Raw genomic sequence first — 19,604 nt, forward strand, 5'->3', positions numbered from 1 at the left:
GGCGGCAGGCCGGACCGGGGACGCCCGGCGGGCGGCATGGGGGTGCCCGGCGGGCGGATAGCCTTGCGGGTGTGAGTACGACACCCCCCGACGACCACGACGCCCTGCTCGGCCCGGCCGACGTCCGCGAGCTGGCCGCCGCGCTGGGCGTCCGCCCCACCAAGCAGCGCGGCCAGAACTTCGTGATCGACGCGAACACCGTGCGGCGGATCGTCAGGACCGCGGGGGTGCGGCCCGAGGACACCGTCGTGGAGGTCGGCCCCGGGCTCGGCTCGCTGACCCTGGGGCTGCTGGAGGCCGCCGACCGGGTCACCGCCATCGAGATCGACGACGTGCTGGCCGCCGCGCTGCCCTCCACCGTGGCGGCCCGCCTGCCCGGCCGCGCCGACCGCTTCGCGCTCGTGCACAGCGACGCGCTGCGCGTCACCGAGCTGCCCGGGCCGCCGCCCACCGCCCTGGTGGCGAACCTGCCGTACAACGTGGCCGTCCCGGTGCTGCTGCACATGCTCGCCGCGTTCCCGACCATCGAGCGCACCCTGGTCATGGTCCAGGCCGAGGTCGCCGACCGGCTGGCCGCCCAGCCCGGCAGCAAGGTGTACGGGGTGCCGTCGGTGAAGGCCTGCTGGTACGCCGAGGTGCGCAGGGCCGGCTCGATCGGGCGCAACGTCTTCTGGCCCGCGCCCAATGTCGACTCCGGCCTGGTCTCGCTGGTCCGGCGGGACCCGCCGGACACCACCGCCTCCCGGGAGGAGGTGTTCGCCGCCGTCGACGCGGCGTTCGCCCAGCGCCGCAAGACGCTGCGGGCGGCGCTCGCCGGCTGGGCCGGGTCCGCGCCCGCCGCGGAGGCCGCGCTGGTCGCCGCGGGGATCTCCCCGCAGGCCCGCGGCGAGGCGCTGACCGTCGAGGAGTTCGCCGCGATCGCCGAGCACCGCCCGGCCCGGCCGGACCTCCGGCCGGAAGCGCACCCGGCCCGCCCGTGACCCGCCCGCCCGTCCCTGCCGCCGCACGCGCCGCCCGCACGGCCCGCACCGTTCCCGAGGAGCCCCGCCCGTGACCGCCACCGCCGCCGTGACCGTCCGCGTGCCCGCCAAGGTCAACGTCCAGCTCGCCGTGGGCGGCCGGCGCCCGGACGGCTTCCACGACCTGGCCAACGTCTTCCTGGCGGTCGGGCTGTACGACCACGTCACCGCCTCCCCCGCGCCCGACCTGCGCATCACGGGCGAGGGGCGGGACATCGCGTCGGTGCCGCTGGACCCGTCGAACCTCGCGGCGCGGGCCGCCGTCGCGCTGGCCGCACGGCACGGCATCGAGCCGCGCGTGCACCTGCACATCCGCAAGGACATCCCGGTCGCCGGCGGCATGGCCGGCGGCAGCGCCGACGCGGCGGGCGCACTGGTGGCCTGCGACGCGCTGTGGGGCCTCGGGACCCCGCGCGAGGACCTGCTGGCGATCTGCGCGGAACTGGGCAGCGACGTGCCGTTCAGCCTGGCCGGCGGGGCGGCGCTGGGCGAGGGCCGCGGCGAGATCCTCACACCGCTGGAGGTCGGCGGCACCTTCTCGTGGGTGTTCGCGGCCGCGGACGGCGGGCTGTCGACACCCGCGGTCTACCGCGAGTGCGACCGGCTTCGGCGCGAGCAGGGCGGCGGTGACGGCATCGGCGACGTGCCGGCGCCGCAGGCCGACCCGCGCCTGCTGGAGGCGCTGCGCGCCGGCGATGTGCACGGGCTGGCTGCCGCCCTGGCGAACGACCTTCAGGCGGCCGCTCTGTCGCTGCGGCCGGACCTGGCCCGTACGCTGCGGGCCGGCGCGGACGCGGGGGCGCTGGCCGCGCTGGTGTCCGGGTCGGGGCCGACCTGTGCGTTTCTCGTCTCCGACGGGGAGACGGCGGCCAAGGTGGCCCACACCCTCGGGCCTGCGGCCCGGCCCGCTCTCTCGCCGGCTCCCGGCGCCACCCTCCTCCCCTGACCCCGGACCCCGTCCTCCCCTGCCCCCTGGGCGGGGGCGTGCCCCGAAGGGGCGCGGGGTCCCCCAGAGCCGCACCTGGGAGGTGCCCCCAGCGCGGGCAACCACGCACCTGCCGTGCGACGGCATCGTGCCTTTCGGGGCAGGGCGTGCCCCGTAGGGGCGCGGGGAACTGCGCGCTCAGCCCGCGCGGCGCCGCGGGTCGTCACCGCCCCGAAGGGGCAGTTCGGTACGTCCCGGACCACCGGCCGGTGGTGGGCTGGTCGCGCAGTTCCCCGCGCCCCTTGGGGGCGGACCCGTCGTGGGGACGGCGGGCCGCCGCTGTGGCTGGGCGCGCCAGTTCCTCGCGCGCCCCTGGGGGCGGACCCCGTCGTGCGGAGGGCGGGGCGCCGTCGTGGGTGGGCGCTCGGAGAGAGGGAAGTAGGGTTGGGGGGTCGTAGACCCGAGCGAAACGTGGAGAACCGCCGACGTGGCCGTCAATCTCGTCAATGTCGAAGCCGTCGGCAAGACCTACGGGACCCGCACGCTCCTGGACTCGCTGAGCCTCGGTGTCTCGGAGGGCGACCGCATCGGCGTCGTCGGGCGCAACGGCGACGGCAAGACGACCCTCGTCCGGATCCTCGCCAAGCTGGAGGAGCCGGACTCCGGCCGCGTCACCCACCAGGGCGGCCTCCGCTTCGGCGTGCTCACCCAGAGCGACTCCCTGGACCCGAAGGCCACCGTCCGGCACGAGATCGTCGGCGACCGGCCGGACCACGACTGGGCCGGCGACGCCCGCATCCGCGACGTCCTCACCGGCCTGTTCGGCGCGCTGGACCTGCCCGGCTTCCCCGACGGCCTGGACACCGTCATCGGCCCGCTGTCGGGCGGCGAGCGCCGGCGGATCGCGCTGGCCCGGCTGCTCATCCAGGAGCAGGACCTGATCGTCCTGGACGAGCCCACCAACCACCTCGACGTGGAGGGCATCGCCTGGCTCGCCGGCCATCTGCGGGCCCGCCGCTCCGCGCTGGTCTGCGTCACCCATGACCGCTGGTTCCTCGACCAGGTCTGCACCCGCATGTGGGACGTGCAGCGCGGCACCGTCTACGAGTACGAGGGCGGCTACAGCGACTACGTCTTCGCCCGCGCCGAGCGGGAGCGGATCGCGGCCACCGAGGAGACCAAGCGGCAGAACCTGGTCCGCAAGGAGCTGGCGTGGCTGCGCCGCGGCGCCCCGGCCCGCACCTCCAAGCCGCGCTTCCGCATCGAGGCGGCGAACGCGCTGATCGAGGACGTGCCGCCGCCGCGCGACTCCGCCGAGCTGATGCGGTTCGCCAACTCGCGGCTGGGCAAGACGGTGTTCGACCTGGAGGACGTCACCGTCACCGCCGGTCCCAAGGAACTGCTGGCGCACCTGACCTGGCAGCTCGGCCCGGGCGACCGGATCGGCCTGGTCGGCGTGAACGGCGCCGGCAAGACGTCCTTCCTGCGCACCCTCGCCGACGCCGCCCGCAGCGACGGCGAAGTGCAGCCGGTCCACGGCCGGGTGGTGGTCGGCAAGACCGTGAAGCTCGCCTACCTCTCGCAGGAGGTCGCCGAACTCGACCCGGCGCAGCGGGTGCTGCAGGCCGTGGAGTCGGTGCGGCAGCGGGTCGACTTGGGCAAGGGCCGCGAGATGACCGCGGGCCAGCTGTGCGAGCGGTTCGGCTTCACGAAGGAGAAGCAGTGGACGCCGGTCGGCGACCTGTCCGGCGGCGAGCGGCGCCGCCTGCAGGTGCTGCGGCTGCTGATGGACGAGCCCAACGTGCTGTTCCTGGACGAGCCCACGAACGACCTCGACATCGAGACGCTGACGCAGCTGGAGGACCTGCTCGACGGCTGGCCGGGCTCCATGGTGGTCATCAGCCACGACCGCTACTTCCTGGAGCGCACCACCGACCGGGTGTTCGCGCTGCTGGGCGACCGGACCCTGCGGATGCTGCCGCGCGGCGTCGACGAGTACCTGGAGCGGCGCCGCCGCGTCGTGGAGGCCGCCGCGCCCCCGCCGCCCCCGGCGAAGGAGAAGCCGGCCGTGGACACCCGGGCGGCGAAGAAGGAACTGCAGCGCGTCGAGCGCCGGTTGGACAAGATCGGCGAGCGCGAGGGCGCCCTGCACGCGGAGATCGCCGAGCACGCCACCGACTTCGAGAAGGTCGCCGCCCTCGACGCGGAGCTGCGCGCCCTGAGCGACGAGCGCGAGCAGCTGGAGACCCGCTGGCTGGAGCTCGCGGAGGACGTGTAGCAGGGCGGTAACGGAACAGCCGCTGGCTGCGGCGTCAAGTGGGCCGGGTGGTAGAAAGAATGACCGCTCGTCCGACTCTCCCCAGCGAAGCACGAAGAGGAACCTGCTGATGTCGCAGCCGCCCCCGCCCCCCGGAAATCCGCCCCAGTTCGGGGCGTCGGACGGCGCTGCACCGCCGCCCCCGCCGCAGACACCGCCGCCGGCCCCCGGCGGGTACGGCTACCCGGCGCCGCCGACGCCGACGCAGGTGAGCCCGCAGACCCCGCCGCCGGGCGACAACCCGTACGCGGCGCCCGTCCCGCCGGGGCAGAACCCGTACGCGGCGCCCACCCAACCGGCGTTCCCGCAGCAGCAGTTCCCGCAAGCGCCGCCGCCCCCGCCGTACCCGAGCGGGCAGCAGCAGCCGCCGCCGCAGCAGCAGGGCTACGGCTACCCGGGCCAGCAGCCGCAGCAGGGCTACGGCCAGCAGGGCTACGGCTACGGGCAGACCCCGCCGCCCGGCGGCTACCCGCAGCAGTACACCGGCGCCCCCGGCGGCGGCCGCTCGTCGAACAAGATGGTCGCGATCGTGGCGGCCGTGGTCGCCGCGGTGCTGGTCATAGGCGGCGGCGTGTACTTCGCGACGAAGGGCGGCGGTGGCGGCGACAAGCCCAAGCCGCAGGCCGACGCGGGCGGTTCGAACGGCACCACCGGGGGCAGCGGAGGGCCCACCGGCGGCGGCCACAACACCGCGCTGTCGCTGAAGTGGCAGATCGACGGCGACAAGGTGGCGCAGAAGGACAACCTCAAGGACGTCGTCGGGGTCTGGTTCACCGACAAGTACGTGGTGAAGAACGAGATCGACAAGGTCGTCGCCTACGACAAGACGACCGGCGCGCCGGCCTGGACGCTGCCCGCGCCGTCCAGCGGCGACTGCACCGCGGCCCGCGACTCGTGGAACAACCAGGCCGCCATCCAGTACGGCGCGCACTGCGAGAAGGTCATGGTCGTCAACCTGACCACGGGCAAGGCGGTGTGGACCAAGGACCTGCCGGGCGCGTCCAGCGCCGACAACAGCACCTTCGACTACACCCAGATGGCGATCAGCGGCGACGCGGTCGGCGTGTCCTGGCTGGAGGGCTCGATCGCCTACCGGCTCAGCGACCAGAAGGTGCTGTGGCAGGGCGGCGCCGGCCAGTGCAAGGACGACGGCTACGCCGGTGGCAAGCAGTTCGTCGCGGTCGTCAACTGCGGCTACGACACGTACAAGGTGCAGGTCATCGACACGACCCAGAACGGCAAGTCGAAGTGGTCGTGGACCGCGCCGGCCGGCACCCAGGTGACCGCGATCGTCTCCACCGACCCGGTGGTGGCGATCCTGGGCACCGAGTCGAAGCTGAAGACCGACGTGGTCTCGCTCGCCGACGGCAAGCTGCAGTCCCGGGTCTCGCTCGGCACCGACAAGTACGACATCCAGGACGACGGCACCGAGCAGCAGTCCGTGCACAACGTGCTGGTGTCCAAGGACACGCTCTACCTGACACTGCAGGGCCAGCGTGACGGCCAGGGCCAGGTGCTGGGCGGCATCGTGGCGTTCGGCCTCGCCGACGGCAAGCAGAAGTGGATCGCGCGACCGACGGACAAGCACGAGATCACCGGCCTGGACTTCATCGGCGACAAGGTGCTCGCCTACGAGCCCGCCGGGTACGACGTGCAGGGCCGGCTGGTGACCGTGGATCCGGCGAGCGGCGCGATCAGCCCGTACGCGACCTTCTCCAAGGACGCCTACGACTCGCTGGACACCGGCTCCCACGAGTACCTGCAGTGGCACGACAACCAGTTCTACCTGGTGAACCGGACGATGTACGCCGGGATCAGCGACCAGAAGTACCTGATCGCCTACGGGTGATCCGCAGCGGTCCCGCCCGCCGCGCGCCCCCTGCCGGTCACGTTCCGGAATTGCCGGAATGTTTCCCCCGGTTGGGGGCGCGCGGCGTTGCCGGACCGTGTAGCTTCGCGGCGGATGGATCGGTCCGTGCGGGGGCATGGTTGGAACCGATCCCGGCGCGGTATGCACTGGGAAACGGGGCCGGCGGCGTGCGGGTCCGGGGGGATTGGGGATTCCCGACATGGGTCTACGGCTCGTCGTGGTCGACGACCACCGGCTGCTCGCCGAGGCGCTGGCCTCGGCGCTCAAACTGCGCGGCCACCGCGTGCTGGCCGCCGCGGCACCCGCGGGAGGTGCCGCGGAGCTGGTGCTGAGCCGGTCGCCCGAGGTGTGCCTGCTGGGCACCGCGGCACCGGGCGAGCCGGGCGTCTTCGACCCGGTGGTGCGGATCAAGCGGGAGCGGCCCGCGGTCGCGGTGGTGGTGCTGGGACCGGTGCCCGATCCGCGCGGTATCGCGGCCGCGTTCGCCGCCGGCGCCTCGGGCTACGTGCGGCACGACGAGCGCATCGAGGGCGTGGAGCGCGCGATGGCGAAGGCGCGGGCCGGCGAGGTGGCGGTCGCCCCGTCGCTGCTGCAGGGCGCGTTCGCCGAACTGCTCAACCCGGCACGGCAGCCCGACGACGAGGGCGTGCGGCTGCTGGAGATGCTCACCCCGCGCGAGATCGAGGTGCTGGTCCGGGTGGCCGAGGGCGAGGACACCCGGGTCATCGCGGCCGGGATGCGGATCGCGCCGAGCACCGCGCGCACCCATGTGCAGCGGGTACTGATGAAGCTGGGCGTGGGCTCCCGGCTGGAGGCCGCGGCCCTCGCGGCCCGCACCGGACTGCTGGACCGGGCGGCGGGCGACCGGGCATAGCCTGGTCAGGAGCCCGGCTGCCCGAGCCCGGGCCCGCGCCGCGCCCGCACCGCGCCCGAACCCGCGCGCGATCCGGGAGCCGCCGCCGCCCCCCGCGGGCGGCCGCCTCGCCACGGCCCGGTGGCCCGCTGTTCGACGGCTGTTCGGCTTTGTTTGTTTGTGCCCGTACCGGGCTTCCCATGAGCGTCTCTGGCCGCTATGAACTTCGTGCTGCCCCGCGCATTGACTCATCTGTTCTGTTGTGATTCATTGTGTGCGGTTCTGTTGAGTGCGCAGGGTGTGAGGTGCCGTAGGGTGAAGAAGACGACGACTCGGCTGGCCGACGGTCGAGAGCTGATCTACTACGACTCCGCCGACGCGGTGGTCCGCGACGCCGTCGACCTGCGCCCGCTCGAACCCGTCTCCACCGACTCCGACCTGCGGGCCGACCGGCTGCTCGGCGACACCGTCGCCATCGCGTCGCACCGGCAGGGCCGCACGTACCACCCGCCGGCCGACCAGTGCCCGCTGTGCCCGTCCCGCGACGGCCGGCTGAGCGAGATCCCGGCGCCGGACTACGAGGTGGCGGTCTTCGAGAACCGCTTCCCGTCGCTGACCGGGGACAAGGGCCGCTGCGAGGTGGTCTGCTTCACCTCCGACCACGACGCGTCGTTCGCGTCGCTGAGCCCGGCCGGCGCCCGGCTGGTGCTCGACGTGTGGACCGACCGCACCCAGGACCTGTCCCAGCTGCCGGGCGTGGAGCAGGTCTACCCGTTCGAGAACCGCGGCGCGGAGATCGGCGTCACCCTCGGCCACCCGCACGGCCAGATCTACGGCTACCCCTTCGCCACCCCGCGCACCGCCCTGATGCTGCGCAACGCCGCCGAGTACCGGGAGCGCACCGGCCGCAACCTCTTCGACGACGTGGTCGCCGACGAGCGGGCCGACGGCCGCCGGATCGTGCTGGAGGGCGACCACTGGACCGCCTTCGTGCCGTACGCCGCCCACTGGCCGTACGAGGTGCACCTGTACCCCAAGCGCCGGGTGCCGGACCTGCTGGGCCTGGACGAGGACGCGCGGGCCGAGTTCCCCGGGATCTACCTGGAGCTGCTGCGCCGGTTCGACCGGATCTTCGGCGAGGGCCAGCCGCCCACGCCCTACATCTCCGGCTGGCACCAGGCGCCGTTCACCGCGGCCGACCGCCGTGACTTCGCTCTCCACCTGGAACTTTTCACCATCCGCCGGACGTCGGGCAAGCTGAAGTTCCTCGCGGGCTCGGAATCGGGCATGAGCGCTTTCGTCAACGACGTGCCGCCGGAGTCCGCGGCCCAGCGACTGCGAGAGGTAGCGAGCAATTGAGCCCCGACCCCAAGAAGCTCCTGGTCACCGGCGGCGCCGGATACGTCGGCGGCGTGGTCGCCGCCCACCTGCTGGAGGCCGGCCACCAGGTGACCGTCCTGGACGACCTGTCCACGGGCTTCAAGGCCGGCGTCCCCGAGGGCGCCCGCTTCGTCGAGGGCCGGATCCAGGACGCCGCGAAGGTGCTCGACGGCTCCTACGACGCGGTGCTGCACTTCGCCGCCTCCTCGCAGGTCGGCGAGTCGGTCGCCAACCCGGAGAAGTACTGGCGGAACAACGTCGCCGGCACCCTCGAACTGCTCGCCGCCATGCGGGAGTCCGGGGTGCGCACCCTGGTCTTCTCGTCCACCGCCGCCACCTACGGCGAGCCGGACGAGGTGCCGATCACCGAGACCGCGCGCACCGCGCCCACCAACCCCTACGGCGCGACCAAGCTCGCCGTGGACCACATGATCTCCTCCGAGTGCGCCGCCCACGGGCTGTCCGCGGTCTCGCTGCGCTACTTCAACGTGGCCGGCGCGTACGGCCGCCACGGCGAGCGGCACGACCCCGAGTCGCACCTGATCCCGCTGATCCTCCAGGTCGCCCAGGGGCGCCGCGCGTCGGTGTCGATCTTCGGCGACGACTACCCGACGCCCGACGGCACCTGCCTGCGCGACTACATCCACGTCGCCGACCTGGCCGAGGCCCATCTGCTCGCCCTGGACAAGGCGCCGGCCGGCGAGCACCTGATCTGCAACCTCGGCAACGGCAACGGCTTCTCCGTCCGCCAGGTCGTGGAGGCCGCCCGCGAGGTCACCGGCCACCCGATCCCGGCGAACGTCGAGCCGCGCCGGGCCGGCGACCCCGCCGTCCTGGTGGCCTCCGCGGACCGCGCCCGGCAGCGCCTGGGCTGGCAGCCGCGCCGCACCGACCTCGTGGAGATCATCCGCGATGCATGGAACTTCGCCACTTCAGCAGGGGAGGACGGCGCAGCATGACCGACGCCGCGTTCGAGATCGCGTTCAAGAACGTCTTCGGGCGGGTCGCCGAGGGCGCCTGGGCGGCACCGGGCAGGGTCAACCTGATCGGCGAGCACACCGACTACAACGACGGCCTCGTCATGCCGTTCGCGCTGCCGCACACCACCCGCGCGGCGGTCGCCCGCCGCGACGACGGGCTGCTGCGGCTGCACTCGGCGGACATGGACGGCGGGGTCGTCGAGCTCCCCATAGCCGACCTGGCCCCCGGCACCACCGAGGGCTGGGCCCGCTACCCCGCCGCCGTGCTGTGGACGCTGCGCGGGGCCGGGCACGCGATCGGCGGCGCGGACATCCACTACGACAGCACCGTCCCGGTCGGCGGCGGGCTGTCCTCCTCCGCGGCGCTGCAGGTCGTCACCGCCCTGGCGCTGACCGAACTGCACGGCGTGCAGGGGCTGTCCCGCCAGGAGTTGGCGCTGCTCTGCCAGTCCTCGGAGAACACCTACGTGGGCGCGCCGGTCGGCGTCATGGACCAGACCGCGTCCGCCTGCTGCACCGAGGGGCATGCGCTGCACCTGGACGTGCGCGGGCTCGCGCAGCGCCAGGTGCCGTTCGACCTGGCGGCCGAGGGCCTGCGGCTGCTGGTGTGCGACACCCGGGTCAAGCACGCGCACGCCGACGGCGCCTACGGGAAGCTGCGGGCCGGCTGCGAGGCCGCGGCCGAGGTGCTCGGCGTGCCCGCGCTGCGGGACGTGGCCTTCGACGGGCTGCAGGCGGCCCTGGACGCGCTGCCGGACGACCGGCTGCGCCGGCTGACCCGGCACGTGGTCACCGAGAACCAGCGCGTGGAGCAGGTGCTGGCGCTGCTGGACGCGGGCCGCACCCGCGAGATCGGCCCGGTGCTGACCGCCGGGCACGTCTCGCTGCGCGACGACTTCCAGGTCTCCTGCCCGGAACTCGACCTGGTGGTCGACACCGCGCTGGCCGCGGGCGCGCTCGGCGCCCGGATGACCGGCGGCGGGTTCGGCGGGTCGGCGATCGTGCTGGTGGAGGCGGCGGACGAGGCCGCGGTCGGTGCGGCGGTGGCCGCCGCACTGCCGCAGGTCCGGCAGTTCGCCACCGTTCCCGGCCCCGGCGCCCGCCGGCTGTGGTGATCCTTTCCGCTGCTCCAGGGGCACCTCAGAGGTCCAGACCACTGGAAAATCGCGGAAGAACAGGCCGGTAACTTCCGGCAAGACGGTTCCTTATCGCCGCCGAACCCCTACTCTTTTCCCACAGCGCCGGTGGGGGCCGGTGCTCATCAGGGGGCGAGACGCACGGGGTTCGGCACCCGGACCGGGACGGCGGTCCAGGTCCGGGTGCCGGATCCCACGCGAGCGGCGCCCCACCGCCACTGGGGGATGCCCTGTACCGGGAAAGTGGTGTTCCGTGGGAAGAATCCGCGTTCTCGTCGTCGACGACCACCGCATCTTCGCCGAGTCGCTGGCGGCCGCACTCGCGGCCGAACCCGACGTCGACGTGTCCGCCGCGGGCAGCGGTCCCGCAGCCCAGCGCTGCCTGGACCGCGCCGTGGCCGACAACCGCCGCTACGACGTCCTGCTGGTCGACGCCGACCTGGGCGCGGGACCGCGGCCGCCGGTGACGCTGGCCGCGGTGCCGCCGCTGCAGGCCGGCACCCGGCCGCTGGAACCGCGCGACCCCGTCATGGACGGCCTGGCGCTGGTGGAGCGGGTGCGCGCCGAGCATCCGGGGACCCGCACGGTGGTGCTGGCCGAGCGGGACGACCCGCTGCGCGCCGCCCGTGCGCTGCAGGCCGGCGCGTCCGGCTGGGTGGCCAAGGACTGCTCGCTGTCGCGGCTGCTGGCCGTGGTGCGCGGGGTGCTGCGCGACGAGACCCATCTGCCGCCGGCCCTGCTGACCGGCGTGCTGCGGGAGTTGACCGCGGCCCGGCGCAACCGCACGGAGAGCGAGCGGCTGGTGGAGTCGCTGACCCCGCGCGAGCAGGAGGTGCTGCGCTGCATGGTGGCCGGGCTCGGCCGGAAGGCGGTCGCCGAGCGGCTGTTCCTGTCCCCGCACACCGTCCGCACCCACATGCAGAACGTGCTGGGCAAGCTGGGTGTGCACTCCACGCTCGCCGCGGTCGCGCTGGCCCGCCGGGCCGGCGTCGGGCCGGTGGAACTCGTCCCGTCAGCCGGGGACGTTGTCGAACGGCGCGGTCAACTGTCGTAGCAGCCCGGCCAGTTCGGTGCGCTGGCGGTCGCTCAGATCGCCCAGGATGGCCCGCTCCTGGGCGAGCAGACCGGCCAGCGCCTGGTCGGCGCGGTCCCGGCCCTCGCCGGTCAGCCGGACCAGCACGCCGCGCCGGTCGCTCGGGTCCGGCAGCCGCTCGACCAGGCCCTTCTTCGCCAGCCTGTCGATGCGGTTGGTCATGGTGCCCGAGGTCACCAGCGTCTGGGTGAGCAGCTGCCCCGGGGACAGCTGGTAGGGCGCGCCCGCGCGCCGCAGCGACGTCAGGACGTCGAACTCCCATGGCTCCAGGCTGTGCTCGGCGAACGCCAGCCGCCGGGCCCGGTCCAGGTGCCGGGCGAGCCGGCTGACCCGGCTGAGCACCTCAAGCGGTTCCACGTCGAGGTCGGGGCGCTCGCGGCGCCATGCAGCGACCAGCCGGTCGACCTCGTCCTCCATGGGGATCAGTGTAATAGGTCTGTCGATATGAAGTCTCTTGACATCAAGATACCTGGCGGTGGAGCCTGGAATCAGAGGGCCGCGCATCCGGCGGGCCTGCTTCCGCTGCGGTCGGCGGCTTCGAACCACCCCAGGGAGTACGAACGATGCAAGCAGCTCCAACGTGGGATCCGCAACAGTATCTCCGGCACTCCACCCACCGCACCCGCCCCTTTCTCGACCTGCTCACCCGCATCACCGACCTGCCCGGCGGCGGCGCGCCCCGGATAGCCGACATCGGCTGCGGCCCGGGGAACGTCACGGCGCTGCTCGCCGACCGCTGGCCCGGTGCCCGGATCACCGGGTACGACAGCTCGCGGGAGATGCTCGCCGCCGCCGAGCACTACGCGGGCCCGACCGCCGGCGGCGGCACCCTCGACTTCCGGCGCGCCGACGCCGCCGAGTGGACCCCGGAGGAGACCTTCGACCTGATCGTGTCCAACGCCGCCCTGCAGTGGGTGCCCGGGCACGCCGACCGCTTCCCCGCCTGGCTGGACCGCACCGCGCCCGGCGGCACCCTCGCCTTCCAGGTCCCCGGCAACTTCACCGCGCCCAGCCACGCGCTGCTCGCCGAGCTGTGCGACAGCGCCCGCTGGCGCACCCGGCTCGACGGGCACGGCCGCCGCTACGTGCACATCCTCAGCCCCGCCGACTACCTGGAGCGCCTCACCGAGCTGGGCTGCGAGGTCGTCGACGTCTGGGAGACCACGTACGTGCAGCTGCTGCAGGGCGAGGACCCGGTGCTCGACTGGACCAAGGGCACCGCGCTGCGTCCGGTGCTGACGGCCCTGGAGGGGGACCCGGCCGCGCAGGAGGAGTTCGTCGGCCAGTACCGCGACCTGCTGCGCAAGGCGTATCCGGCGGGCCCGCACGGCACGGTCTTCCCGTTCCGCCGGATCTTCGCCGTCGCCCGCACCGCCGAGGGGGTCCGCGCATGATCGCCGCCGTCGACCACGTCCAGCTCGCGGCGCCGCCCGGCAGCGAACCGGAGCTGCGCGCCTTCTACACCGGGGTGCTGGGGATGGCCGAGCTGCCCAAGCCGCCGGTGCTCGCCGCCCGCGGCGGCTGCTGGTTCGGCGCCGGCACCGCGGTGCTGCACCTGGGCATCGAGGAGGACTTCCGGCCGGCCCGCAAGGCCCACCCGGGCCTGCGGGTCAGCGACATCCACGGCTTCGCCAAGCAGCTGGAGGCCCGGGGCGCGCCGGTGGTCTGGGACTACGACCTGCCGGGCCACATGCGCTTCTACTGCCAGGACCCGGTGGGCAACCGGCTGGAGTTCCTGGAGCCGATCGCGATGGCGCCGCCGGAGTCCTGACGGCCGGTGGGGCCCGGCCCGCCGGGCCCCACCGCCGGCCTCGGCCGCCGACCCCGACGGCCGACCCCGGCCGGCGGTCCTGGGACTCGGCCCCAGGACCGCCGGCCTCGGCTAGAGCGTCAGGAACGCGCCGCCCAGCAGTGCGGCCCCGGCGGCGGCCAGGGTCCAGGCGGTGCGCGGCATCCGCAGCCCGCCGCCGACCACGACCGCGGCCAGCAGCAGCGACCCGCCCAGCGGCACCCAGGCGAACAGCAGCCCGCCGAACCCGGCCCGCACCGCGGTGTCGGTGCCCGGTTTGATCACCGCCGGGACCTTGTCGCCGACCTGGTGCCGGATGGGGAGGCTGATCGTCACCTTGGAACGGGCGGTCGCGCTCCCGGAGGGGGCGAACGGACCGGTGCAGGTGGAATCGCCGCAGGCGGCCAGCGTCACGGTGCCGTGCTCGCGGCCCTTGGTGAGCATCACGTGCTGTGCCGTCCGCCACGAGGCCCACGCGCCCGAGGCGAGGATCAGCGCGGCGAGCGCGCCGAGCCCCAGCACCCGGGCCAGCAGTACCAGTCCCCAGGCACCTTCCGCGGCCCGGCGTGAACGGCTCCTTTTGACCATGCGGGCGATCTTTGGCCATGGCCTGCCGTTCGGTCAACCCGGGGCGGGTCATGACCGGTTCAGCTGTTGTACGTGCTCTGCGCCCGCTCCAGGCCCTCGCCGACGAGCGCCTCGACCGCGTCGGCCGCCCGGTCCACGAACCAGTCCAGCTCCTTGCGCTCGGCCGAGGAGAAGTCCTTCAGCACGAACGCGGCCACGTCCATCCGCCCCGGCGGGCGGCCGATGCCGGCCCGCACCCGCAGGTAGTTCGCGCCCAGTGACTTGGTGATGGACTTCAGCCCGTTGTGGCCGTTGTCCCCGCCGCCGAGCTTGAGCCGCAGCGTGCCGTAGTCGATGTCCAGCTCGTCGTGGACGGCGATGATCTGCTCGGTCGGCACCTTGTAGAAGTCCTTGAGGGCGGTGACCGGGCCGCCCGACAGGTTCATGTACGACATCGGCTTGGCCAGCACCACGCGCCGGCTCGCCGGCCCGGGCGGGCCGATCCGGCCCTCCAGCACCTGCGCCTGCGCCTTGCCCGAGCGCTTGAACGTGCCGCCGATCCGCTCGGCGAGCAGGTCGGCGACCATGAAGCCGATGTTGTGCCGGTTGCCCGCGTACTCGGGCCCGGGGTTGCCCAGGCCCACGACCAACCAGGGCCCTGCCATGCTGCTGGGGGTGCTCATCCGTCTCTCCGTCTCGGACATGCGGCCGCCGCCGCACCCCAGGAGGGTACGACGGCGGACGGCGGCTGCGTCGCAGCGGTGGAACAGGCGGGACCGCGAGGATCAGGCCTCGGCGGCTTCGCCGGCCTCGGCGGCGACGGCGGGGGCCTCCTCGCCCTCGGCGCCCTCCTCCTCGGTCTCCTCGGCCTCGATCTGCGCGGCCACGACCTGGATGACGACGGCGTCCTCGTCGACCGCCAGGGAGACGCCCTTGGGCAGCACGACGTCCTTGGCGAGGATGGAGGCGCCGGCCTCCAGGCCCTCGACGGAGACGGTGAAGCCCTCGGGGATGTGGGTCGCCTCGGCCTCGACCGGCAGGGTGTTGAGCACGTGCTCCAGCAGGTTGCCGCCCGGGGCCAGCTCGCCCTCGGTGGAGACCGGGATCTCGACGGTGACCTTCTCGCCGCGCTTGACCGACAGCAGGTCGACGTGCTCCAGGAAGCCCTTCAGCGGGTCGCGCTGCACGGCCTTGGGGATGACCAGCTCGGACTTGCCGTCGATCTCCAGGGAGATCAGCACGTTCGGGGTGCGCAGCGCGAGCAGGAACTCGTGGCCGGGGACGGAGACGTGCTTCGGGTCGGCGCCGTGACCGTAGATGACGGCGGGGACCTGGTTGGCGCGGCGCACGCGGCGGGCGGCGCCCTTGCCGAACTCGGTACGCGCCTCGGCGATGATCTTGACCTCGGCCATGATGCTCAACTCCTCGTAGCGGGGGAACGTTGCGGGAAACAGTCGGTCGCCCGACCCACGACAGGCCGTTCTCCTACGAGGAGCGCGTCGATAACGGAGGACCGGGGTCCGGACATGCGTCCGGGGCCTCCCTCGCCGAGCAACGCGGACAGCGTAACCGGCAGGGAGGCCCCGGACGAAATCGATCAGCCCTCAGGGGGCCTGCGGATCAGTGACCGTCCTCGAACAGGCTGGTCACCGAGCCGTCCTCGAACACCTCGCGGACCGCGTTGGCGATGGTCGGCGCCATCGACAGCACCTTGATCTTGTCGAGGTTGAGCTGGTTGGGCGTCGGCAGCGTGTCGGTGAGCACGAACTCGCTGACCCGCGAGTTCTTCAGCCGGTCCGCGGCCGGACCGGAGAGCACACCGTGGGTGGCGGTCACGATGACGTCCTCGGCGCCGTTGGCGAACAGCGCGTCGGCGGCGGCGCAGATCGTGCCGCCGGTGTCGATCATGTCGTCGACCAGCACGCAGACCCGGCCCTGGACGTCACCGACGACCTCGTGGACCTTCACCTCGTTGGCGATGTTGGGGTCGCGGCGCTTGTGCACGATGGCCAGCGGCGCGCCGAGCCGGTCGCACCAGCGGTCGGCGACCCGCACCCGGCCGGCGTCCGGCGAGACGATCGTCAGCTTGGAGCGGTCGACCTTGGAGCCCACGTAGTCGGCCAGCACCGGCAGGGCGAACAGGTGGTCCACCGGGCCGTCGAAGAAGCCCTGGATCTGGTCGGTGTGCAGGTCGACCGTGAGGATCCGGTCGGCGCCCGCGGTCTTGAACAGGTCGGCCACCAGGCGGGCCGAGATCGGCTCGCGGCCGCGGTGCTTCTTGTCCTGCCGGGCGTAGCCGTAGAAGGGCACGATCACCGTGATGCTCCGAGCGGAGGCCCGCTTCAGAGCGTCGAGCATGATCAACTGCTCCATGATCCACTGGTTGATCGGGCTGGTGTGGCTCTGGATGAGGAAGCAGTCGGCGCCGCGGGCCGACTCCTCGAACCGCACGTAGATCTCGCCGTTGGCGAAGTCGAAAGCGCGGGTCGGAACGAGGTCCACACCGAGTTGGTGTGCCACCGCCTCCGCCAGATCGGGGTGGGCGCGGCCGGAGAAGAGCATCAGCTTCTTCTCACCGGTCGTCTTGATCCCGGTCACTGCACCGTCTCCTTGGTGTTCGACTGGTGTTCGACACAGCGACGCCCGGAGTTGGGCGTGCTGGCGGAATTGTGTGCACCCCACACGGTACGCCCCATCCGCTGCACCTGTGCACCTCGGAGGCGGTGCCGACCGCCGAGTGAGACGACGCTCACGTGCCCCCGCGGGAGCGGGTCAGTCGTCCTGCTGCGCTGCGCGTTCGGCCGCCTGCGCAGCGGCACTGCCGGGCCGCTTGCGGGCCACCCAGCCCTCGATGTTGCGCTGCTGCCCCCGGGCGACGGCCAGCGACCCGGCCGGCACGTCCTTGGTGATCACCGAGCCGGCCGCGGTGTACGCGCCGTCGCCGACCACCACCGGGGCGACGAACATGTTGTCCGACCCGGTCTTGCAGTAACTGCCGATCGTGGTGTGGTGCTTGGCCTCGCCGTCGTAGTTCACGAAGACGCTGGCCGCGCCGATGTTGGTGTACTCGCCGATGGTGGCGTCGCCCACATAGCTCAGGTGGGGCACCTTGGTGCCCTCGCCGATGGTGGCGTTCTTCATCTCGACGTACGTACCGGCCTTGGCCTTCAGGCCCAGACGGGTGCCGGGGCGCAGGTACGCGTACGGGCCGACGCTCGCCTGCGGGCCGATCTCCGCCTGGTCCGCCACGGTGTTGGAGACCCGCGCGCCCTCGCCCACCGAGGTGTCGGTCAGCGTGCAGTTCGGGCCGACCTCGGCGCCGGAGGCGACGGAGGTGGCGCCCAGCAGCTGGGTGTTGGGGAGCACCACGCAGTCCGGCGCGAAGGTGACGTCCACGTCCACCCAGGTGGTGGCCGGGTCGACGATGGTGGCGCCGTCCATCATGGCCCGGGTCAGCAGCCGGTCGTTGAGCACCCGGCGGGCCTCGGCGAGCTGCACCCGGTTGTTCACGCCGGCGATCTCGCGGTGGTCGCCCGCGGTGAACGCGCCCACCCGGTGGCCGGCCTCGCGCAGGATCGCCAGTGTGTCGGTGAGGTACTCCTCGCCCTGCGAGTTGTCCGTGGTCACCTTGGTGAGAGCCTCGGCCAGCAGCGCCGCGTCGTACGCGTACACGCCGGAGTTGATCTCCCTGATGGACTGCTGCGCGACGCTGGCGTCCTTCTGCTCGACGATCTCGGTGACCTGGCCGTCGGCCGCGCGGACGATCCGCCCGTAGCCGGTCGGGTCGGGCACCTGCGCGGTCAGCACGGTCACCGCGTTGCCGTCGTCCTCGTGCAGCCGCACCAGGGTGGAGAGGGTCTCGGCGGTCAGCAGCGGGGTGTCGCCGTAGGTGACGACCAGCGTGCCGTCCAGCACGATGCCCTGCCGGGTCAGCTCGTCCAGCGCCATCCGCATGGCGTGCCCGGTGCCGTTCTGCTCGTGCTGCACCGCGGTCAGCGTCTGCGGGTCGAGTGTGGCGAGGTGCTCGCCCACCTGCTCGCGGGCATGGCCGACGACCACCACCAGATGCTCCGGCTCAAGGGCGCGGGAGGCTGCCACGACATGGCCGACCAGGGAGCGGCCGCTGATCGTGTGCAGGACTTTGGGGGTGGCCGACTTCATGCGGGTGCCCTCACCCGCGGCGAGGATGACGACGGCAGCCGGACGATTCGGGCTCACGGGGGAGACTCCTCGGCTTCGGGTGCTGGACACCCGCAGGATACCGACGGGCCGCACCCGGTGTTCCCGGTGCCCTCGCAGGCCACCTCGACTGCTCCGCCGCCAGGACTCGAACCCGGACTTAAGGCACCAAAAGCCCCAGTGCTGCCAATTACACCACGGCGGATCAACTCGACGTCCCGGGACCGCTGTCGGACCTCGTCGAGCAGGCCGTCCCCATCATGCCGTACGGGCAGGGGTGGACGCGACGCCGATCCGGGGTAGACATGCGGCGGGCAGTGGAGAAGGACGCAGCGAAGGTGAGCCTTACCTCGTGTGGTCCTGTTGCCCTGACGCGCGCCGCTGCAATACTTACGGAGCCGTAGGTTCCGTGCGCTTACGCCAACAGCAGCTCTCACCTCAGCCGACAAAGGGACAGACATGACCACACAGACGGACGTGATCACCGAGTCCCGGGATCCCGGGCCCTCAGGACAGGAGCCGCAGCCGAGCGCCACCCGCGGCGGCGAGAACAAGCGGTCGATCGAGCAGATCGCCCTGCTCCTCTTCATCTGCATCCCGTTCGTCGCCCTGGTCGCCGCCATCCCGCTGGCCTGGGGCCGCGGTATGAGCTGGCTCGACCTGGGCCTGATGATCGGCATGTACTTCCTCGGCTGCCACGGCATCACGGTCGGCTTCCACCGGCACTTCACGCACAGCTCGTTCAAGGCCAACCGGCCGCTGAAGATCGCGCTCGCCATCGCCGGCTCGATGGCCGTCGAGGGCCCGATCGTGCGCTGGGTCGCCGACCACCGCAGGCACCACAGGTTCAGCGACGCCGAGGGCGACCCGCACAGCCCGTGGCGCTACGGCGACACCCTGCCCGCCCTGATGAAGGGCCTGTGGTGGGCGCACATGGGCTGGCTCTTCGACGAGGAGCAGACCCCGCAGCAGAAGTACGCGCCCGACCTGATCAAGGACCCGGCGATCCGCCGCATCTCCCGCGACTTCTGGCTGTGGACCGCGATCTCGCTGCTGATCCCGCCGCTGGTCGGCGGCCTGGCCACCATGTCCTGGTACGGCGCGTTCACCGCGTTCTTCTGGGGTTCGCTGGTGCGGGTGGCGCTCCTGCACCACGTCACCTGGTCCATCAACTCCATCTGCCACGCGGTCGGCAAGCGGCCGTTCAAGTCCCGCGACCGGTCCGGCAACGTGTGGTGGCTGGCGGTGCTCTCCTGCGGCGAGTCGTGGCACAACCTCCACCACGCCGACCCCACCTGCGCCCGGCACGGCGTGCTGCGCGGGCAGATCGACTCCAGCGCCCGCATCATCCGCTGGATGGAGATGGCCGGCTGGGCCACCGACGTGCGCTGGCCGAGTGCCGACCGGATCGAGTCCCGTCGCAAGGACAGCGTGCGCCAGGCGGCATGATGGACCGGTGAGCGACGGCAGCAACGCACGGGGGACGGCCAGAAGCA

18 protein-coding genes and 1 tRNA gene are annotated in these 19,604 nt (G+C 72.8%); 12 read left to right on the forward strand and 7 right to left on the reverse strand.

Annotated features, from left to right (window positions below):
* The first annotated feature begins 71 nt into the window (after positions 1–71).
* From rsmA to ACH4TG_RS19855, 9 genes are all read left to right on the forward strand, one after another.
* Positions 72–980: a 16S rRNA (adenine(1518)-N(6)/adenine(1519)-N(6))-dimethyltransferase RsmA gene (gene rsmA, locus ACH4TG_RS19815; protein WP_398243648.1), complete on the forward strand. Its 909-nt coding sequence runs from the start codon at positions 72–74 to the stop codon at positions 978–980.
* 70 nt (positions 981–1,050) lie between these two features.
* On the forward strand, positions 1,051–1,965 hold the full coding sequence (locus ACH4TG_RS19820) for a 4-(cytidine 5'-diphospho)-2-C-methyl-D-erythritol kinase (protein WP_398243649.1): 915 nt from the start codon (positions 1,051–1,053) through the stop codon (positions 1,963–1,965).
* A gap of 466 nt (positions 1,966–2,431) precedes the next feature.
* Positions 2,432–4,222 carry an ABC-F family ATP-binding cassette domain-containing protein gene (locus ACH4TG_RS19825; RefSeq protein ID WP_398243650.1) on the forward strand — a complete coding sequence of 597 codons (1,791 nt, stop codon included), beginning with the start codon at positions 2,432–2,434 and terminating at the stop codon, positions 4,220–4,222.
* Positions 4,223–4,469: 247 nt separating this feature from the next.
* Positions 4,470–6,110 carry a hypothetical protein gene (locus ACH4TG_RS19830; protein ID WP_398243651.1) on the forward strand — a complete coding sequence of 547 codons (1,641 nt, stop codon included), beginning with the start codon at positions 4,470–4,472 and terminating at the stop codon, positions 6,108–6,110.
* A 220-nt stretch (positions 6,111–6,330) separates the two neighbouring features.
* Positions 6,331–7,005 carry a response regulator transcription factor gene (locus tag ACH4TG_RS19835; RefSeq protein WP_398243652.1) on the forward strand — a complete coding sequence of 225 codons (675 nt, stop codon included), beginning with the start codon at positions 6,331–6,333 and terminating at the stop codon, positions 7,003–7,005.
* A gap of 294 nt (positions 7,006–7,299) precedes the next feature.
* On the forward strand, positions 7,300–8,343 hold the full coding sequence (gene galT, locus ACH4TG_RS19840) for a galactose-1-phosphate uridylyltransferase (RefSeq protein WP_398243653.1): 1,044 nt from the start codon (positions 7,300–7,302) through the stop codon (positions 8,341–8,343).
* Positions 8,340–9,323, forward strand: coding sequence for a UDP-glucose 4-epimerase GalE (galE, locus tag ACH4TG_RS19845; RefSeq protein ID WP_398243654.1), 984 nt, complete (start codon positions 8,340–8,342; stop codon positions 9,321–9,323). The genes galT and galE overlap by 4 nt, the downstream gene beginning before the upstream one ends.
* Positions 9,320–10,459, forward strand: a complete 1,140-nt coding sequence (gene galK, locus ACH4TG_RS19850) for a galactokinase (protein WP_398243655.1) — start codon at positions 9,320–9,322, stop codon at positions 10,457–10,459. The genes galE and galK overlap by 4 nt, the downstream gene beginning before the upstream one ends.
* Before the next feature lie 274 nt (positions 10,460–10,733).
* Positions 10,734–11,534, forward strand: a complete 801-nt coding sequence (locus ACH4TG_RS19855) for a LuxR C-terminal-related transcriptional regulator (RefSeq protein ID WP_398243656.1) — start codon at positions 10,734–10,736, stop codon at positions 11,532–11,534.
* Here ACH4TG_RS19855 and ACH4TG_RS19860 read toward each other — a convergent pair.
* Complete coding sequence (locus ACH4TG_RS19860) at positions 11,493–11,990, reverse strand: MarR family winged helix-turn-helix transcriptional regulator (protein WP_398243657.1); 498 nt, start codon at positions 11,988–11,990, stop codon at positions 11,493–11,495. The two genes, ACH4TG_RS19855 and ACH4TG_RS19860, sit on opposite strands and share 42 nt — an antisense overlap.
* A gap of 146 nt (positions 11,991–12,136) precedes the next feature.
* Between ACH4TG_RS19860 and ACH4TG_RS19865 the strand changes: the two genes are divergently transcribed.
* The gene (locus ACH4TG_RS19865) at positions 12,137–12,967 is read left to right on the forward strand and encodes a trans-aconitate 2-methyltransferase (protein WP_398243658.1); all 831 of its coding nucleotides are present in this window, start codon (positions 12,137–12,139) and stop codon (positions 12,965–12,967) included.
* Positions 12,964–13,344 carry a VOC family protein gene (locus tag ACH4TG_RS19870; RefSeq protein ID WP_398243659.1) on the forward strand — a complete coding sequence of 127 codons (381 nt, stop codon included), beginning with the start codon at positions 12,964–12,966 and terminating at the stop codon, positions 13,342–13,344. Before ACH4TG_RS19865 ends, ACH4TG_RS19870 begins: the two co-directional genes overlap by 4 nt.
* A gap of 111 nt (positions 13,345–13,455) precedes the next feature.
* Here ACH4TG_RS19870 and ACH4TG_RS19875 read toward each other — a convergent pair whose 3' ends face one another.
* From ACH4TG_RS19875 to ACH4TG_RS19900, 6 genes are all read right to left on the reverse strand, one after another.
* Complete coding sequence (locus tag ACH4TG_RS19875) at positions 13,456–13,950, reverse strand: hypothetical protein (protein ID WP_398243660.1); 495 nt, start codon at positions 13,948–13,950, stop codon at positions 13,456–13,458.
* Positions 13,951–14,009: 59 nt separating this feature from the next.
* Positions 14,010–14,612 carry an aminoacyl-tRNA hydrolase gene (pth, locus tag ACH4TG_RS19880; RefSeq protein ID WP_398243661.1) on the reverse strand — a complete coding sequence of 201 codons (603 nt, stop codon included), beginning with the start codon at positions 14,610–14,612 and terminating at the stop codon, positions 14,010–14,012.
* Between the two features lie 102 nt (positions 14,613–14,714).
* Positions 14,715–15,341 (reverse strand): 50S ribosomal protein L25/general stress protein Ctc, encoded by a 627-nt coding sequence (locus tag ACH4TG_RS19885; RefSeq protein WP_398243662.1) that lies wholly within the window; start codon positions 15,339–15,341, stop codon positions 14,715–14,717.
* Between the two features lie 208 nt (positions 15,342–15,549).
* Positions 15,550–16,527: a ribose-phosphate diphosphokinase gene (locus tag ACH4TG_RS19890; protein WP_398243663.1), complete on the reverse strand. Its 978-nt coding sequence runs from the start codon at positions 16,525–16,527 to the stop codon at positions 15,550–15,552.
* A 174-nt stretch (positions 16,528–16,701) separates the two neighbouring features.
* Positions 16,702–18,147, reverse strand: a complete 1,446-nt coding sequence (gene glmU, locus ACH4TG_RS19895) for a bifunctional UDP-N-acetylglucosamine diphosphorylase/glucosamine-1-phosphate N-acetyltransferase GlmU (protein ID WP_398243665.1) — start codon at positions 18,145–18,147, stop codon at positions 16,702–16,704.
* A 94-nt stretch (positions 18,148–18,241) separates the two neighbouring features.
* A tRNA-Gln gene (locus tag ACH4TG_RS19900) sits at positions 18,242–18,313 on the reverse strand.
* 254 nt (positions 18,314–18,567) lie between these two features.
* On the opposite strand from ACH4TG_RS19900, the gene ACH4TG_RS19905 reads away from it, so the two are divergent.
* Positions 18,568–19,557: an acyl-CoA desaturase gene (locus tag ACH4TG_RS19905; protein ID WP_398243666.1), complete on the forward strand. Its 990-nt coding sequence runs from the start codon at positions 18,568–18,570 to the stop codon at positions 19,555–19,557.
* The last annotated feature ends 47 nt before the right edge of the window (positions 19,558–19,604 follow it).

The organism is Streptomyces sp. NPDC020917, assembly GCF_044333795.1.
Taxonomy (GTDB): Bacteria; Actinomycetota; Actinomycetes; order Streptomycetales; family Streptomycetaceae; genus Actinacidiphila.

Bases quoted from the DNA above. Each gene is read 5' to 3' on its own strand.
- ACH4TG_RS19835 (WP_398243652.1), top strand. From the start codon at position 6,331: ATGGGTCTACGGCTCGTCGTGGTCGACGACCACCGGCTGCTCGCCGAG.
- galK (WP_398243655.1), top strand. From the start codon at position 9,320: ATGACCGACGCCGCGTTCGAGATCGCGTTCAAGAACGTCTTCGGGCGG.
- ACH4TG_RS19860 (WP_398243657.1), bottom strand. From the start codon at position 11,990: ATGGAGGACGAGGTCGACCGGCTGGTCGCTGCATGGCGCCGCGAGCGC.
- ACH4TG_RS19865 (WP_398243658.1), top strand. From the start codon at position 12,137: ATGCAAGCAGCTCCAACGTGGGATCCGCAACAGTATCTCCGGCACTCC.
- ACH4TG_RS19870 (WP_398243659.1), top strand. From the start codon at position 12,964: ATGATCGCCGCCGTCGACCACGTCCAGCTCGCGGCGCCGCCCGGCAGC.
- ACH4TG_RS19875 (WP_398243660.1), bottom strand. From the start codon at position 13,950: ATGGTCAAAAGGAGCCGTTCACGCCGGGCCGCGGAAGGTGCCTGGGGA.
- pth (WP_398243661.1), bottom strand. From the start codon at position 14,612: ATGAGCACCCCCAGCAGCATGGCAGGGCCCTGGTTGGTCGTGGGCCTG.
- ACH4TG_RS19885 (WP_398243662.1), bottom strand. From the start codon at position 15,341: ATGGCCGAGGTCAAGATCATCGCCGAGGCGCGTACCGAGTTCGGCAAG.
- ACH4TG_RS19905 (WP_398243666.1), top strand. From the start codon at position 18,568: ATGACCACACAGACGGACGTGATCACCGAGTCCCGGGATCCCGGGCCC.